A 16,025-nucleotide genomic window follows, 5' to 3' on the forward strand; every position below is an offset into this window, starting at 1 on the left:
CGGCTCACGCGGCGCCGTGCTCCTTGAGGTACCGGTGCCGCATGAGCCCGTTCACCTTCCCGCTGGCCGGGACCTTGTAGCCCTTGGCCTCGTGCCAGGCCAGGACCGCGGCGTCGCTCGTGTCCAGCTCGCCCGCCTCCGGGTCCTCCTGGGCGTCGTCGCTCTGCGGGTTGTCCTTGTGCTGCCGCCAGACGTCGAGGAGGTGCTGCGGGATGCGGCCACGCTCGGCGACCTCGTACCCGTTGGCCTTGAGCCAGGCACGGGCTCCGGTGCTCTCCGTGGAGCGGGGAGCCGGCGCCGTGCGGGACCGCGCCGTGCGGGACGTCCTCCTCGACCGGGCCCTCCGCGCCGCCGCGGCGAACTCGGCCAGCGTCGAGCGCAGTCGCTGCGCGTTCTCCGGCCCGAGGTCGATCTCGTACTCCGCGCCGTCCAGACCGAACTGCACGGTCTGGATCTCGGTGTCCGGAACCTCCTCGCCCGTGAGGTCGTCGACCCAGCGGACCGCGATCTTCTCAGCCATCGCATTCCGTCCAATGCTTCAACTGCTCTGCGTAGGCGGTCGGGAACCATCCGCATCCGGCTCGATCCGGGTGGTTCTCTCCTCCAGTTTGCCCTTTTTCCGGCCGATCATCCCCGACCGGACGGCGGATTCCCCTGGTGGTGTTGATGGATCGAACGGGCCTGGTCCCGGTCTCCGTGGGTGTCGGTCACCGCGACGTCGTCCACGTCGTGATCAAGCGCTCGTCCGGGAGCCGTTGAACCCGAGGCGTTGAGCCGGCCACGGGTGCTCGCACATCGGTTGTGGTGCCGGCACACCGGTTGCAGTCGGTGTGTGGGTGCCCGAGGTGGTGTGTGAGCGGCCGGCTCGGACGGGTGCGACGCGGCGAGGCTTGACGTCCACGGGGGGGTGGTGCTCTAATTCGAGACAACGTTGTCTCGCCGTTTACCCGAGAGTCGCGCCGGGGTTCCGAGACGTCGCTGTCGGGCGGTTCTGTTCGCCCTCACTGCAAGGGAGCAGGTGACGTTCTTGATTGTCGAAAGCAGGGTCGTGCCGCCGCCGACGAAATCGCGGCGATGGCGGGTGGGATCGCACCAGTGGCCGCTCGCGATCTTCGTCGTCGTCGCCGGATTCGTCGCCTTCTCCGTGGTGGCGCCGAGCATCGGCATCTTTTCCAACAGCGTGCTCTCCGACGACGGTTTCACGCTGCACTGGTACCGGGACACCCTGCTTTCCCCGCTCGTTCTCTCGGCCACGGTGAACACGGCCATCGTCGTGGTGGGGGCCACGGTGATAGCGGTGGTGATCGGCGTCGGGCTGGCGTGGCTGGTCTCGCGCACCGACCTGCCCTTCGCCCGATGGCTCACCGTCATCCCGGTCATGCCGCTCTTCTTCCCGCCGGTGGTCGGTGCCGTCGCGTGGGTGGTCCTGCTCGCGCCGCAGGCAGGTCTGATCAACGCGGCGATCCGGAGCATCACCGGGAAGACGACCGGTCCCTTCGACATCTACAACGTCTGGGGCGTCACGGCGGTCGTCGGCCTGTACATCACGCCGTACGTGTACCTCATGATCGCGAACGCGTTCCGCCAGTACGACAGCTCGTACGAAGAGGCGGCCCGAACGGCGGGCGCGCCGATGCTCACGGTGCTCTGGCGCGTCACCCTTCCGCTGCTGCGACCGGCCATCACGGCCGGGGCGCTGCTGGCCTTCATCACGGCGATCGCCCAGTTCTCGATCCCCGCCCTCATCGGCCGAACCGGGAACGTCGAGGTGTACACGACCCTCATCTACGACATGCTGCGCCGTTATCCCCGTGAACTCGAGCCGGCCGCCGTGCTCAGCTCGATCATGGTGGTGGTCACGATGGTCGTGTTGTGGATCCAGCGCCGGCTGCTGCGCCGCAGTGCCCGTTTCGTCACCATGGGAGGAAAGGGTCTGCGCCGCACTCGACTCGCACTGGGTCCGTGGCGGTGGCCATTGTTCGCCTGTGTGATCAGTTACGTCGTGATCGCGGTCATCCTGCCGATGTTCGCTCTCGTGAATCTGTCGGTCCGGACCTACTGGGCGCCGACGGTCGGCTTCGACGGTCTCACCCTCGACAATTTCCGATGGGTGTTCGACGGGTACAACAGGACGGTCGAGTCGATCTTCAACAGCGGCTACCTGAGCTTCGTCGGCGCCACCCTGGGAATGCTGCTGTCGGTGCTGATCGCCTTCATCGTGGTGCGGGGCCGGGTGAAGGGGCGGCGTGCACTGGACTACCTCGCGACCTTCCCGGCGGCGGTGCCCGCCACCGTGTTGGGCGCCGGGCTCCTCATGATCTACCTCGGCCCGCCGATCGCCCTCTACGGCACGAACGCACTCCTGATCATCGCCTACGTCGCGCACCTGCTGCCGCAGGGCACGCGCACCGCGACCGCGGCCTTCCAGCAGGTCGGCTCCGAGATGGACGAGGCGTCCTTCGTCTGCGGTGCCGGATGGACGACCACGTTCCGCCGGATCGTGCTGCCCCTCGTCGCCCCGCTCATCGCCGGAGGCTGGATCTTCCTCTTCGTCCTGATGACGCGGGAGGTCTCCGCGTCGGTGCTCATCGCGAGCCCGCAGACCCCCGTCGTGTCGATCGTGCTCCTCGACCTCTGGGGGAACGGGGACGTGCCACGACTCGCGGCCTTCAGCGTCGTCGTCATCGCCTTGTGCGCCGTACTCACCGTTCTGGTGCAGCGCTTCGGCCACAGATCGGGGGCGCGATGACCACCCGCATTCCCCACAGCGTCGCCCCGAACAAGACCGTCGACGGCAGCACAGGAGGAAACCGATGACGAGCCGCCCCACCTTCCTGAGAAGGCGCTCCCGTCTGTGGATCGTGCTCGGTCTTGCGCTCAGCCTCGCGATCACCGCCTGTGGTGGCGGCACGAAGGAGCGCCTACCGGTCCCCACGGAGTGGGCCGACGTCGTGGCAGCAGCCAGGACCGAGGGCGAAGTGCAGCTCTACATGTCCATCAGCCAAGAGATCATCGATCGGCTCACCACCGCTTTCGCCGAGAAGTACCCGGAGATCAACGTCGATGTGTACCGCCCCGGGTCCGGTGCCTCGGCAGCGCTCCAGGAGCGCATGCAGAACGATCGCGATGCGGGCAACTGGATCGCTGATTCGGTGACCTTGACGAGCCCGCTGTGGCTCCGCGACGCGATCGCCGACGGGATCGTCGCCACCGACGTCGCCCTGCCGAGCGCGGAGAAGTGGGACCCGGCGTACTGGAAGGACGGCGTCGCCGTTCTGATGCCGACGGTGCTCTGCGTCATCTACAACACCGACCTGGTGTCTCCGGAGGAGGTCCCGCGCAGCTGGGAGGACATGGCCGACCCGCGCTGGCGGGACCGGATGGCGGTCTTCCTGCCGCGTCCGGACACCGACTCGCACACCAACCTGTACCAGCTCTACCTGGAGAACTACGGCGAGTCCTTCATCACGAGGATCAAGGATCTCAACCCGCGCGTCTGGGATTCCGCGACCACGCTCGCCGAGAGCGTCGCCGGTGGTGAGTCGGCCGTCGGTGCGACCTTCACCCACAAGGCGGAAGACCTGATCGACAGCGGGGCACCGGTCGACTACGTGGTGCTCGATCCGGCTCCGACGTTCTTCAACTCGATCTTCGTCGCTGCCGACGCGCCACATCCCAATGCTGCTCGCGTGTTCCTGGACTTCGCGATGAGCGAGGAGGGGCAGCTCGCGGTGGCCGGTGACCGGAAGGCGAACTCCGTGCTCGACCTGCCGGGGACGCTGGAGATGCCCGAGTCCATCTACGTCCCGGACATCCAGAAGGCTGCCGCGAACTACGAGCCGATCCTGAACCTGCTCGGCCGTGCGCGTTGATCGGCGTGCATCCCATGACAGCGGGAAGTGCGATGAGCGTTGACAACGGTCTCGAGCCGCCCCGGATCGTCGCTGTGGTCGGTGCATCGGAGCTGGGCGGCAAGAACTACTACGGTGCCCGGCTCCTGCGCAATCTGCTCGACGCCGGCTCCGACATCACCGCGTATGCCGTGAACCCCCGTTATGAGGGCGGCCAGATCATGGGCGTTCCGGCGTTCGGCAAGTTGACCAACCTGCCGCAGGTGCCCGACACGGTCCTCATCGCCACCCCGGTGGCCGCTGTACCGGATGTTCTCGTCGAGGCGGGGGAGCTGGGGGTGGCCACCTGTGTGATCGTGACGAGGGAGTCGGGCGGCGATGCTGCACGAACGAGCTTCCACGCCACGATCCGCGAGATCGCCGACCGGTATCCGATGCGGATCATCGGGCCGAACTCGATGGGTGTGCTCTCGGGCACCGCGAGGCTCAACGGCAGCTTCGCTTCCGGGGCTCACGACGGTGCGCTGAGGCCGGGCCCCCTGGGCATGATCTCCCAGAGCGGATCGTCCATCTCGTACCTCCTGGAGATCAACCGGCACGGCCGCCTCGGCTACAGCTGGCTCATCAGCACGGGAGACGAGGCCGCTGAGTCGCTGGAGACCCTGTTCGAACACGTGGTCGAGGACCCGGACACGAAGGTGATCGCCCTCTTCGTCGAGGGTGTGGCGGACGGTCCCCGCTTCCGCCGGGCCGCCCTGCGGGCACGGGTGCTCGGCAAGCCGGTGATCCTGTTGCAGACGGGCCTCTCGGCCGTCGGGCGGCAGGCGGTTCACACCCACACCGGTCGGATGGCCGGAGCGGAGGAGGCCTTCCGGGCGGTCGCCGCCGAGAGCGGGCTGATCCGCGTGCCGACGTTCGAGCGGTTCTACGACACGGCCAAGGTGCTGGCCGAGCAGGCCGTGCACCGGAGCACGATCCCGCATCGGCGTCGCGCGGTGGTCCTCACCTCGTCGGGCGGATCCGGCGCGTACACCGTGGACCACCTGAGCAGCCTCGGCTGGACGGTGCCGCCGCTGAGCGACGACATCCGGTCGGAGCTCGAACGCCTTTCCGGCCAGCACGATCTCCAGAACCCGGTCGACGTCACGGGATCGTGGGCCGACCCCGAGCTCTTCCCCCGGCTGCTGCGCGTGATGGCGGACGACTCGACGATCGACAGTTTCCTGATCTCGACCGGCGCCGGCGGCACCCTGGCGTTGCCCGTGGCGGAGGCGCTCGCCGCCGTCCGCAGCGAGATCCCCCAGGAGCTGTACGTGGGGTGGGTGGGGATCAGCAGCCAGGTCGCCGCTGTCCTGGAGTCGGCCGGCATCAACGCCTTCCCGGATCCGGCCCGGGCCGTTCTGGCGGCGGAGGCCAGCGCGCAGTTCCGGCGCAACGGCCGGGACGGACGGTCCGGCGCAGAGCTCGTGGAGCTCCTCGCCGCAACGCCGGAACAGGTGGAGCCGCCGGAAACCGCCCACGCGACCGGTGGCGAGATCTGGACGGCAGGCGAGTGCATCGACTCGTTGACCTCCTCGGGTGTCCCGTGCGTCCGGTCGATGCGATCGGACGGCCTCGACGCGGCGGAGGTCGAGCGCCTGGCGGCCGAGGCGGGCTTCCCCGTCGCGGTCAAGCTCGACTCGCCCCAGCTCTCCCACAAGACCGACAAGGGTGCCGTGGCGATCGGTGTCGCGAACGTCGACGAGCTCAGGGTCCAGCTCGCACGGCTCACCCGGATCGCGGAAGGTGAACGCCTCGCCGATCCGCGGGTGATCGTCCAGTCGATGGCAGACGGTGTCGAGGTCCTCGTCGGGCTCAAGCGGGATCCGTCGTTCGGCCTCATCCTGGCGATCGGCGTCGGTGGGGTCGGCGCGGAACTGTACGGCGGGGGCATCGAGACCACCGTGCTGCCGACGACGAGGACGGGGCTCGCCGACCTCGTCGATCGCCACCCCATGCTGAACCGCCTCCTGGACGGCTACCGCGGGGCGCCGCCCTGCGACCGGACGGCGCTGATCGATCTGCTGCACCGGTACGCGGAGTGGGGACTGTCCCGGGGGAGCCGGCTGCAGGAAGCCGACCTGAATCCGGTCATGGTGGGCCGCCGCGGCGCTGTCGTGGTCGACGCCCGAGCGGTGTGGTCGGCGTGACGAGCGGCAGGGCCCGGCGCTCCGGCGAGCACGCGTACGTCCGCGGCGTCGGGAACACGAGGTACACGAAGAAGGCGGACCGCACCGTCGAGGAGCTCGCTGCGCACGCCATCTCGGCCGCCGCCGAGGACGCGGGGATCCAGGTGGGCGAGATCGACGGGATCATCGTCTACCACGGCCACATCGGCACGGACGAGGTCATCTCCCACATGGGGCTGCCCGACGTCGGGTTGCGGGCGATCATCGACATCGGAGGTGCCAGCGCGGTATCGGCGCTGCAGATGGCGTCGTTGTACGTGCTCGGCGGTGCAGCCGAGAACGTCCTGTTGATCCGTGCCATGAAGGGGAGCTCCGGAGGACGTCGCAAGGCGGAGCGGAAATCGCACCTGCCGTCGCAGCACATCCGCCGGAACCTCGAGTACGTGGTCGGCTGCAACACCCCGTCCCAGCGGTATGCGTTCCTGTGCCGGCGGTACATGCACGAGTACGACCTGACGCGGGCGCACCTGGCGGAGATCGCGCTGGCGGCCCGGGCGCACGCCAACCTCAACCCGGATGCGCAGATGTACGGGCGGCCGCTCGACCTGGAGACCTACCTGTCCGGCCGCGTGATCGCCGAACCGTACCTCCTCTACGACTGCTGCCTCGAGACGGACGGCGCGTGTGCCGTCATCGTCTCGGCGCAGCCGGGCCGGGAACGCGAGGGCCGGCCCGCGGTGGCGATCCTGGGCACCGCCGAGGGACACGCCGACCCGCCGGACGACTTCCTCAGCCGCGATCCGTTCCTGGCGGTGGGCCTCGAGAAGGCGGCGCGCCGGCTCTGGGACTCGATCGGGCTCGCGCCCGAGGACATGGACGCGGCGATGGTCTACGACTGCTTCACGTTCGAGGTCGCCCACCAACTCGAGGCAGCGGGTTTCGCGACGCCGGACACCATCGGCCGGCTGATCGCCGAGGACGGTATCCGGCTCGGCGGCAGGCTCCCGGTGAACACGCACGGCGGCCTGCTCTCCGAGGGCCACATGGTCGGCCTGAACCACGTCGTCGAGGCGGCGCGCCAGCTGCGGCACACGTGCGGTGCGCGGCAGGTCGACGGCGCCCGCCACATCGCCGTGACCGGCTGGGGAAACCTCGGTGACGGATCGATCTCGGTACTGGGGAGGCAAAGTGGATCTTCGTGACGTGCCGGCGCCCGATCTGACCGACCCGCTCTTCGAGCCCTACTGGTCGGGCGCGGCCGCCGGGAAGCTGGTGCTCCCGCGGTGCGCGACGTGCCAGCGGATCAGCTGGCCGCCGCGCGCGTTCTGCCTCCGATGCCGGAGCGCCTCCTTCGGGTGGGAGGAACACGAGGCACGGGGACATCTCTTCAGCTGGACGGTTGTCGGTCACCCGACCGCCCCGGGCTATCGGGACACCCCCTACGCCGTCGGGATCATCTCCCTGGTCGACCCACCGGCACGAGTCATGGGCACGATCGTGGACGTCGAACCGTCGGCCCTCGAATTCGACCTGCCGCTTGTCGCGTGTTTCGCCCGGGCGGGCTCGGATCCGGAATTCACGCTCATCCAATGGAAGCCGGCCGAAGCGGCTGATCGAAGGGAGTGACGATGCCCGTCGTCAACGTCCGAGGGCTGACGAAGGAATTCGTCTCGAACGGACGCGTCACGAAAGCGGTCGACAACCTCGATCTCACCCTCGAGCAGGGCGAGTTCGTCTGCCTCCTCGGTCCGAGTGGTTGCGGGAAGACCACCACCCTGCGCGCGATCGCGGGCCTGGAGATCCCGACGAGCGGTGTCATCGAGATCGGCGGCGACACCGTGTACTCCTCCGCGACCGGCACCTACGTCCCCCCTGAGAAGCGGGGACTGGGCATGGTGTTCCAGTCGTACGCGGTGTGGCCGCACATGACCGTGGCGGACAACATCGCCTTCCCCCTGAAGCACGGTGTCGGAAGAGCGGACAAGAGCAGGCGCAGCGAGATCAAGGACCGCGTCGACCGCATGCTCGAGGTGATGGACTGCGCCCATCTCGCGGGCCGCTACCCCTCGGAGCTCAGTGGTGGGCAGCAGCAGCGGGTCGCACTCGCGCGGACGCTGGTCTACGAGCCCGACCTGCTCCTGTTCGACGAACCGCTGAGCAACCTGGACGCGAAGCTCCGCGAACGGATGCGGCTCGAGCTCCGGGAGCTGCAGCAGCGGCTCGGGTTCGCGGCGCTGTACGTCACCCACGACCGTGAGGAGGCGCTGACGCTGTCGGACCGCACGCTGGTGATGCGGGCAGGCGTCGTCGTGCAGGCCGGCCCACCGGAAGAGATCTACGAGCGGCCCGCGGACGTGTTCGTCGCCGACTTCATCGGGCCGGTCAACCTGCTCCCGACGTCGGAGGTCCGCAGCGACGCGGGAACGGCCGTCGCGACCACGGCCCTCGGCGAGGTGCGGTGCGTGCACTCGGCGATGGCCCTCGAGGAGGGTGCGGACAGCCTGCCCGAGGCGTCGGTCCTCATCCGGCCGAGCTCGCTGCTCGTCGACACCGGCGAGGCGAGCGGACCGAACCAGTGGGTGGCACGCGTCAAGAGCACGGCCTACCTCGGTGAACAGGTCATCTACTCGCTGCAGGTCGGAGACGTCTCGATGACCGCGTCGGCGCCGGCGCACCGGCGGGTCACCGCGGAGTACGTGTCCGTGACCGCCCCGCCCGAGGCCTGCCGGATCGTCCGCGGACAACTGCCGGGAGCGGCCCCGGGAGTGCGGCCGAGCGCGTCACCACCGGTCGTGCACGCCTGAGCAGGAAACACAGCAGCAATCCCGTTGACGGCGAAGAAGGGCTACCTCCCGCTCATGGCAGCAATAGAACTGTCCGGTCTCTATCCTGCGACGATCACGCCGTTCGACGGCGATCTCAAGATCGATGTGTCGGCGCTGGAGGCGCACCTCGGTGCCACGTCGGACGCGGACGGCGTCCGCGGCCTCGTGGTCAACGGTCACATCGGTGAACTCCTGGCGTTGTCGCCGGAGGAGCGGATCGAGGTGGTCTCCGTCGCTCGTGGTGTGCGACGCCCGGGGCAGCTCGTGATGACCGGGATCATGGGTCACCACGTCGACGATCTGGTGGAGCAGGGGCTCCAGGCCAAGGCGGCGGGAGCCGACGGGCTCCTGGTGCTGCCGCCGATCGACGTCCGGCCCTACCGCCGTCTCGCGGCCAATCCGGACTCGGTCCTGCACTTCTTCCGGTCCCTCGACGAGCGCGTCGGGCTCCCGATGGTGGTGCACCAGTACCCGGGCTTCACCGGAACCGCGTACTCGCTGGAGGTCCTCGCGCGACTGACCGAACTCGAACACGTGGTGGCGATCAAGGCGGCCTCGGTGGAGGTCTCGTCGTACATCGACCTGTGGGAGGCGTTGTCCGGCAAGAGCAGGATCCTGGCGGCCACGGATGCCCCCGGCCTTCTCGGGATGCTCCTTCACGGTAGCCACGGCGCCCTGATCGGTATCGGCGCCATCCAGCCGTCGCTGTGGGCGGAGCTGCTGAGACTCGTGCGCGAGGGTCCGCTGGACGAGGCTCGCGGCCTGTTCAACCGAAGCTGCCTTCCCCTCATGGACGCGGTGTTCGAGAACCAGATCCCCCGCGGCATCGAGAGCGAGGCGAGTGCCACCAAGGAGGCCCTCGTGCAGCTGGGCGTGATCCCGTCGTCACGGGTCCGCCCGCCGTGCGTCCCGGTCACCGAAGAACGGAAGCAACTCATCGCCGCCGCGCTCGAGAAGTCGGGCCTGACAGGAGGAGAGACGTGCCGGTAGATGTCGTCGTCACGGACGGGGTTGCCGAGGTCACCCTGAACCGGCCGGAGGCGCGCAACGCGATCGATCCGGACATGCGGGCGAGCCTCCACGCCACGTGGCAGCGAATCGCGGATGACGATGATGTCCGGGTGGCGCTGCTCACCGGAGCGGGCGAGCGGGCGTTCTGTGCCGGCGCCGATCTGAAGCGGACGATGCCGCCCGCGGAGAGCTTCGCGGAGGTCACGTTCAACTCCACGCGGCCACAACACCTGCTCACGGGGTTGCTGGGCCTGCCGAAGCCGGTCATCTGCGCCATCAACGGATTCGCGATCGGTGGCGGACTCGAGATCGCGGTGGCCTGCGACATCCGCATCGCCTCGACCAATGCCGAATTCGGTCTCGCGGAGGTGCGCCACGGCACGATCCCGGGCGGAGGCGGCACTCAGCACCTCCCGCGCGTGATCCCGCATTCGCTCGCCATGTACATGTTGCTGACCGGGGATCGGATCGACTCGGGGAAGGCGTTGGATTCGGGTCTGGTGAATGAAGTCACACCACCCGACGAGCTGATGCCACGCGCCCGGGAGATCGCATCCCGAATTGCGCAGAACGCACCGCTGGCAGTTCGCGCTGCGAAACGTGTCGTGCGGGAAGGGGTCGGCCTGCCGTTGGCGTCGGCGCTGGAACTGGAGACATTCGTGTGGGGTAGCCTGCGCGACACCGAGGATCGGATCGAAGGCCGGCGCGCGTTCAGCGAGGGGCGGTCCCCGAGTTTCCGGGGACGATGAGCCAACCGGCTCGGGCATCGGGTGCTCGGGCCGCGCAGGAAGTCGGGGGTCGTCCTGGCGGACGACGCGATAGGAGTAAGGGTGGCACAGCAAGGAAGCCGGCGTCGTAAGCAGGCGACGCTGGCTGATGTCGCCGAGCGGGCAGGGGTTTCGTTGGCCACCGCCGCTCGGGTCATGCGGGCGGAGTCGTCGGTCGACCGACGGCTGGCAGCGCGGGTGCGGGCTGCTGCGGCAGAACTGAATTACGTGCCGAACATGGTCGCCCGGAACCTGCGGCGTGGTGGTGGGAACATCATCGGCTGTGTGATCGGGGAAATCCTCGACCCCTACTTCGCCGACATCGCGGAGGCCGTCACCGTGCGGGCCGAGTCGAAGCATTCGATGATGGCCATCGTCTCCAACATGCAGCGGTCCCCGGAGTTGGAGATCAAGCACTGCCGGCAACTGTGGGAACAACGGGTCGCGGGGTTGATCCTCGCGGGTGGTGGGTTCGACCAGCGAACGCATGCCGACGAGTTCTCTGCGCTCATCCAGCAGATCACGGCCGCGGGAGTGGTCGTCGCGACGTTGTCGCCGCGGACGATCGACGTCCCGGCCTTCACCGCCGACAACGTGGCGGTCGGCGCCCTGATGGCGGAGCACATCCTGGAGCGGAGGCACACGGAGATCGCGGTCGTCACCGGGTCGACGTCCAGTGAGGCCACGAACCAGCGACTGGTCGGCATCGAAGGCGTGTTGCGGCGCGCGGGGGTCCACGCGCGCATCGGGCACGCCGAGCATTCGCCACAGGCGGGGTTCGCGGCGGCTCGCCAACTCCTGGCGGATCATCCGGAGACCACCGCCGTGCTGGCGACGGCGGATTCGATGGCGATCGGCGTCATGAGTGGCCTCGCGGCGATCGGGAAGCGGGTTCCGGAGGACGTGTCGGTGATCGGGGTCGGCAACACCCGCCTCGCGGCGTTCTCGTCGCCCTCGCTGACGACCGTGGACGTCCGGCTGTCCGATCATGCGCAGGCCGCCACGGACTTCATCGCCTCGAGGGTTCGTGGCGTCGAGGTCGATGAATTCTCCCCGCTGCCTCCCGCTGTCGTCGCCGGCGCATCGGTCGGTACAGCGCCGCGAACGCATTGATTGATCCGCCAACTTTCGCCGATTAGCGCCAAATCTGTGGGGAGAGGTAATGCTGAGTCGATTGCGGGTGCCGCGCGCGTCGAGCAATGCTCGGAATGGCATTGTCTATCGCGCGGACGACAAATTCTGTGGCATGCCGTTCATCTCCGGGTTCTGGAAGACCGGTGACGGTTCGCTGGTTGCCGCTTTCAAGTGCATACCTGCGAACTACTCCGATGCGGCCGACATCCACCACGACAACATCGCGGTCTCCCGAGGTCATGTCGTCGGCGTCCGCTCGTACGACAACGGTGAGACGTGGGATCCGGAGACGTTCACGGAGATCTTCGACCTGTCGTCGAGTGCGGACGCGATCAGATCAGGCGGGGCGGCCACGCATTCGCCCGAGGGCCCGGTGAACTTCCTCGACCCGGACGTCCTCGTGGCGAGCGGTGGGGTACCGGCCTTGTTCGTGCCGAACGCCGATCCGTGGCTGACGATGTCGACGGACGGCGGACGCGTGTGGCGGCGGCCCGTGCTGCTCCCGAAGCTGCGCGGGATCCCGTCGCTGTCGGGACAGGGCTCGTTCGCGGTGCGTGCCGACGGGATGGGCCTTCTGGCGCTGACGGCCGTGACCGAGAACGGTTGGAAGCGGCGGCCGTTGCTCTATGCGAGCGCCGACGGCGTCGACTGGCACTTCCTCTCGTTCATGACGCCCGAACGCGACGACGGGCAGGCGGTGAGCGACCGGTCCGGCTCGCCCCGCTTCGGGGCGCACCGCTACTTCTACCCCCGCCCCCTCGCGCTGCGGGACGGGCGGCTGATCGCGTCCATGCGCTGCCAACAGGACCCCACCAGCGTCCTGTGGACGGAGTTGTTCGAGAGCGAGGACGGCGGGCGCACCTGGCACTTCCTGTCGCGAGTGAACGACTGGGGAGCGCCGGGGGACATCTGCGAGCTGGGCGACGGCCGGATCGTCTGCGTGTACGGATACCGCCTGCCTCCGTACGGGATCCGCTATCGGGTCAGCCTGGACGGGGGGAGGACCTGGGGTTCCGAGGTCATCCTGCGTCAGGACGGGGGAAGCTGGGACCTCGGCTACCCGCGGGTCCGAGAGATCGAGCCCGGCACGTGCCTGGCGATCTACTACTTCAACCGGCAGGACGACCCGATCCAGATGAACGGGGGCGTCCGGCACATCGCGCAGACCCGGTTCTCGCCGGAGTGAGACGGCAGGACGTGCTCGCTGAGCGCAGTGATCAGGTGTCCGTGGCGGAGACGTTCATCCTCGGCATCTCGTAGGTGAGTTTGCCGCCGCCCTTGATCTCCCTGGCACCCGTGGTGGTGTGGCCCATGGCCGCGAGCTCGGACTCGGGGACACCGACCGGTGTGCCCGTGGCGGTCCATCCGACCACGAAGTAGCACATGTCGAGCTCGTTGATGCAGAGGAGCGGGTAGGACTGCGGGCTGGCGATGAGGGGGGTGTCGGGCAACCTCGAGCTCCGTTCGGTACGCGCGCCGGCTATAGACCCACACGGAGGGCCGGGGCTGCTGGTTCACGACGTGCCCCGGTGCCCGACGCGTCGTTCGTCGGGACGCGCGCCCGAACACGAGTGCCGGGGAGCCATGATCACAGAGTTGGCGCATTCCCGGGTCGATTTCGCCCGCTAATGCGCCAAAGCAATGATCATGCCATCGTTCCTGGGTCTCCTGGCGGCGCCGCGCATCGTGCGGGACCGCTCCTCGCCGGTCAAGGGCGCTGCGCCTCGCTTCGCGATCCGCTGCGCGGACCCTTGAGCTGCGAGCCTCTGCGGCCCCTAAGGCAGGCTTCGCGGGCAGGCCAGGGGCCTGCCCCGTCGGCGCGCGGCGCCACCAGGAGGCGGCTTCCCTTGGGGAGGAGCCGAAGGTTTCGCGGCGATCAAGGCGAAACGGTCGCTCTTGGAGATCATCTAGCGACCATTTCCCCTTGATCGAGGCCCTCGGGGCGCAAATTTGGCCCATGATCGGAGAGTTGGCGCATTCCCGTGTCGAAAACGCCCGGGAATGCGCCAAAGCCGTGATCATGGCCGCGGGACCGGTCGCCGGTGGCGCCGCGCGCCCACCGGGCAGGCCCTGCCTGCCCACGCGGATGCCCGGGAGGAGCGGCCCTGCACGATGCGCGGCGCCGCCGGAGGCGTTCAGGAACGCCGGACGTGTCGGCAGGCACCGGCGACGGCCAGGGATGCGAACGTGACCTCGCTTTTCATGTTCATCCACCTGAGTGCGATCAACCCGGGTTCTGGCACATTCGTCGGGTGGATGACGGGGGGATGGCCGCACCGCGGCCTCACGACTGGTCGATCGAGGGACGTGAGTACGCGCGTCAGGAGGCCAGGCGGGGGCGCCGCTACGCCTATGACGACCTCGATCCGGCGCGTACCGCGCTGGTCGTGGTGGACATGGTGCCGTTCTTCGCGGACGCCGGGCCCTACTTCCGCGGTGTCGTGCCGAACATCAACGCCCTGGCCGGTGCGTTGCGCGATGCCGGCGGGACGGTGGCGTGGGTGCTACCCGCCGTCGGCCCGCCGTCGGACTGGGCTGTCGGGTTCTTCGGCGATTCCGTTGCCGCGATGTTCGCCGCGTCCGGTGGTGTCGGATCCCCGCGGGAGCGTTTGTGGCACGAGCTCGACGCGCGGGCCGGCGATGTCTGGGCCGAGAAGTCGGCATCGAGCGCGTTCTTCCCGGGGCGGTCGACCCTCCCCGCGGGCCTGGCCGATCGGGACGTCGACACCCTCCTGATCACGGGTGTGGTGACGAGCGTCTGCTGCGAGTCGACCGCTCGCGACGCCGCGACCCTCGGCTACCGCGTCGTGTTCGTCGCTGACGGTACGGCGGACGTCCGCGACTCGGTCCACAACGCGACGCTGCGGACGGTCTACCGCACCTTCGGTGACGTCCGATCGACGGCCGACGCGCTCGGGATGATCGCCGGCGGCGCCAGTAAATGAGGCCCGCGCCGCGGGCTCGCACATAGGTTGTGGTGCCGGCACATCGGTTGCAGTCGGTGTGTGAGTGCCCGAGGTGGTGTGTGAGCGCTCGGACGGGCGTCGCGGTGCGCCCTCGTCGACGACCTGTTGGCAATGCGCCGACGGACAGTTAGGCTCCCTAATCATAGCGATCAGGGGGTGGGTGTGGTTCACGGGTATGACTTCTCCGGCCGAGTAGTGGTGATCACCGGCGGCGCCAACGGGATCGGTGCGGTCACGGCGCGGGAGGCCGCGAAGGCGGGTGCGCGCGTCGTGGTCCTCGATCTCGACGAGAACGCGGGAAAGGCGGTGGCCGACGAGCACGTGAACATCACGTTCCGCACTCTCGACGTGGCGAACCACGACGAGGTGCTGGCGACGGTCGAGCAGATCATGGCCGATCACGGGCGCATCGACGGCCTCGTGTGCTGCGCCATCGTCCAGCCGATCGTTCCTGTGCTGGAGTTGACGCCGGAGACGTTGTCCGCGGTGTTCGACGTGAACGTGGCCGGGGTGGTGTGGATGTCGAAAGCGGTGGCGCCGGTGATGGCGCGGCAGAACAGCGGTTCGATCGTCTATTTCGCCTCCGGGGTCGTCGAGATCGGCAAGCCCAACTCCACTCCGTATGCGGCGTCGAAGGGTGCGGTGGCCGGATTCGCTCGCAGCTTCGCCAAGGAGATCGCGCCGTACGGTGTGCGGGTCAACCTCTGCCGACCCGGGATCATCGACACCCCGCAGTACCGCGCGGCGAATCCCGGCGCCGATTTTTCGACGCTCGATCGGCCCGAGGACGCGGTCGGCCCGGTGATGTTCCTGCTGTCCGACGACGCCACGATGACGAACTCCATCGTCACGCGCGAGGGCACGCTTCCCCGCACCCCGAAGGTGTTCGCGTGAGCGGCGAGGCGGTGGGAGCGATGCCGCTGAGCGTCGACGCGCTCTCGATGCCGGCTCCGCTCACGTCGGCGTTCGTCGTGCCGGCCGGCGCGCGCCTGGTCGTCGTCAGCGGTCTCACCGCGAAGGACGGCGACGGCAAGCCCGTGGCGCCGGGCGATGCGGAGGCGCAGGCCGATCACATCCTCGGTGCGATCGACGGCCTGCTCAAGGCCGCCGGCGGCAGCATCGACGACGTCATCAAGATCTCCGTCTTCATCAGCGACCGCGCCCACGCCGCCGCGGTCGGCCGGGCCCGGGCGCGCTGGTTCTCCAGGGCGCCGTACCCGGCCTCGACCATGGTCATCGCGCAGCTGATGTCGGACGACTCGCTCGTGGAGTTCGAGGCCCTCGCCGCCCTGCCCGGCTGAGC

The 16,025-nt window shown here is 68.7% G+C and carries 15 protein-coding genes; 13 read left to right on the forward strand and 2 right to left on the reverse strand.

The genetic code is table 11. From position 1 onward, the window contains the following. Positions 1 to 4: 4 nt before the first annotated feature. Positions 5 to 520 carry a histone-like nucleoid-structuring protein Lsr2 gene (locus tag ACFPL3_RS15550; RefSeq protein WP_343941641.1) on the reverse strand — a complete coding sequence of 172 codons (516 nt, stop codon included), beginning with the start codon at positions 518 to 520 and terminating at the stop codon, positions 5 to 7. 561 nt (positions 521 to 1,081) lie between these two features. Between ACFPL3_RS15550 and ACFPL3_RS15555 the strand changes: the two genes are divergently transcribed. From ACFPL3_RS15555 to ACFPL3_RS15600, 10 genes are all read left to right on the forward strand, one after another. Beyond that, positions 1,082 to 2,749: an ABC transporter permease gene (locus ACFPL3_RS15555; RefSeq protein WP_343941640.1), complete on the forward strand. Its 1,668-nt coding sequence runs from the start codon at positions 1,082 to 1,084 to the stop codon at positions 2,747 to 2,749. Positions 2,750 to 2,813: 64 nt separating this feature from the next. Beyond that, a complete protein-coding gene (locus tag ACFPL3_RS15560) occupies positions 2,814 to 3,872 on the forward strand; it encodes an ABC transporter substrate-binding protein (protein WP_343941639.1) in 1,059 nt (352 codons plus the stop codon). Positions 3,873 to 3,904: 32 nt separating this feature from the next. Continuing rightward, positions 3,905 to 6,040 (forward strand): acetate--CoA ligase family protein, encoded by a 2,136-nt coding sequence (locus tag ACFPL3_RS15565; RefSeq protein WP_343941638.1) that lies wholly within the window; start codon positions 3,905 to 3,907, stop codon positions 6,038 to 6,040. Next, the gene (locus ACFPL3_RS15570; protein WP_343941637.1) at positions 6,037 to 7,221 is read left to right on the forward strand and encodes a thiolase family protein; all 1,185 of its coding nucleotides are present in this window, start codon (positions 6,037 to 6,039) and stop codon (positions 7,219 to 7,221) included. Before ACFPL3_RS15565 ends, ACFPL3_RS15570 begins: the two co-directional genes overlap by 4 nt. Then, a complete protein-coding gene (locus ACFPL3_RS15575; RefSeq protein ID WP_343941636.1) occupies positions 7,208 to 7,645 on the forward strand; it encodes a Zn-ribbon domain-containing OB-fold protein in 438 nt (145 codons plus the stop codon). Before ACFPL3_RS15570 ends, ACFPL3_RS15575 begins: the two co-directional genes overlap by 14 nt. Positions 7,646 to 7,647: 2 nt before the next feature. After that, positions 7,648 to 8,823, forward strand: coding sequence for an ABC transporter ATP-binding protein (locus ACFPL3_RS15580; RefSeq protein WP_343941635.1), 1,176 nt, complete (start codon positions 7,648 to 7,650; stop codon positions 8,821 to 8,823). Between the two features lie 24 nt (positions 8,824 to 8,847). After that, positions 8,848 to 9,834, forward strand: a complete 987-nt coding sequence (locus tag ACFPL3_RS15585) for a dihydrodipicolinate synthase family protein (protein WP_343941634.1) — start codon at positions 8,848 to 8,850, stop codon at positions 9,832 to 9,834. Then, a complete protein-coding gene (locus ACFPL3_RS15590; RefSeq protein WP_343941633.1) occupies positions 9,825 to 10,604 on the forward strand; it encodes an enoyl-CoA hydratase/isomerase family protein in 780 nt (259 codons plus the stop codon). Before ACFPL3_RS15585 ends, ACFPL3_RS15590 begins: the two co-directional genes overlap by 10 nt. 81 nt (positions 10,605 to 10,685) lie before the next feature. Beyond that, positions 10,686 to 11,735 carry a LacI family DNA-binding transcriptional regulator gene (locus tag ACFPL3_RS15595; RefSeq protein WP_343941632.1) on the forward strand — a complete coding sequence of 350 codons (1,050 nt, stop codon included), beginning with the start codon at positions 10,686 to 10,688 and terminating at the stop codon, positions 11,733 to 11,735. A gap of 67 nt (positions 11,736 to 11,802) precedes the next feature. Then, positions 11,803 to 12,942 (forward strand): sialidase family protein, encoded by a 1,140-nt coding sequence (locus tag ACFPL3_RS15600; RefSeq protein ID WP_379589173.1) that lies wholly within the window; start codon positions 11,803 to 11,805, stop codon positions 12,940 to 12,942. Positions 12,943 to 12,973: 31 nt separating this feature from the next. Here the strand turns inward: ACFPL3_RS15600 and ACFPL3_RS15605 are convergent, their stop codons facing one another. After that, complete coding sequence (locus ACFPL3_RS15605; protein ID WP_343941630.1) at positions 12,974 to 13,207, reverse strand: hypothetical protein; 234 nt, start codon at positions 13,205 to 13,207, stop codon at positions 12,974 to 12,976. Between the two features lie 816 nt (positions 13,208 to 14,023). Between ACFPL3_RS15605 and ACFPL3_RS15610 the strand changes: the two genes are divergently transcribed. From ACFPL3_RS15610 to ACFPL3_RS15620, 3 genes are all read left to right on the forward strand, one after another. After that, a complete protein-coding gene (locus ACFPL3_RS15610; RefSeq protein ID WP_379589175.1) occupies positions 14,024 to 14,701 on the forward strand; it encodes an isochorismatase family protein in 678 nt (225 codons plus the stop codon). A gap of 219 nt (positions 14,702 to 14,920) precedes the next feature. Further along, complete coding sequence (locus ACFPL3_RS15615; RefSeq protein ID WP_379589177.1) at positions 14,921 to 15,616, forward strand: SDR family NAD(P)-dependent oxidoreductase; 696 nt, start codon at positions 14,921 to 14,923, stop codon at positions 15,614 to 15,616. Beyond that, on the forward strand, positions 15,613 to 16,023 hold the full coding sequence (locus tag ACFPL3_RS15620; RefSeq protein WP_343941627.1) for a RidA family protein: 411 nt from the start codon (positions 15,613 to 15,615) through the stop codon (positions 16,021 to 16,023). The genes ACFPL3_RS15615 and ACFPL3_RS15620 overlap by 4 nt, the downstream gene beginning before the upstream one ends. Positions 16,024 to 16,025: the final 2 nt, after the last annotated feature.

The sequence above is a fragment of the Pseudonocardia zijingensis genome, from assembly GCF_042657305.1.
GTDB classification, from domain to species: domain Bacteria; phylum Actinomycetota; class Actinomycetes; order Mycobacteriales; family Pseudonocardiaceae; genus Pseudonocardia; species Pseudonocardia zijingensis.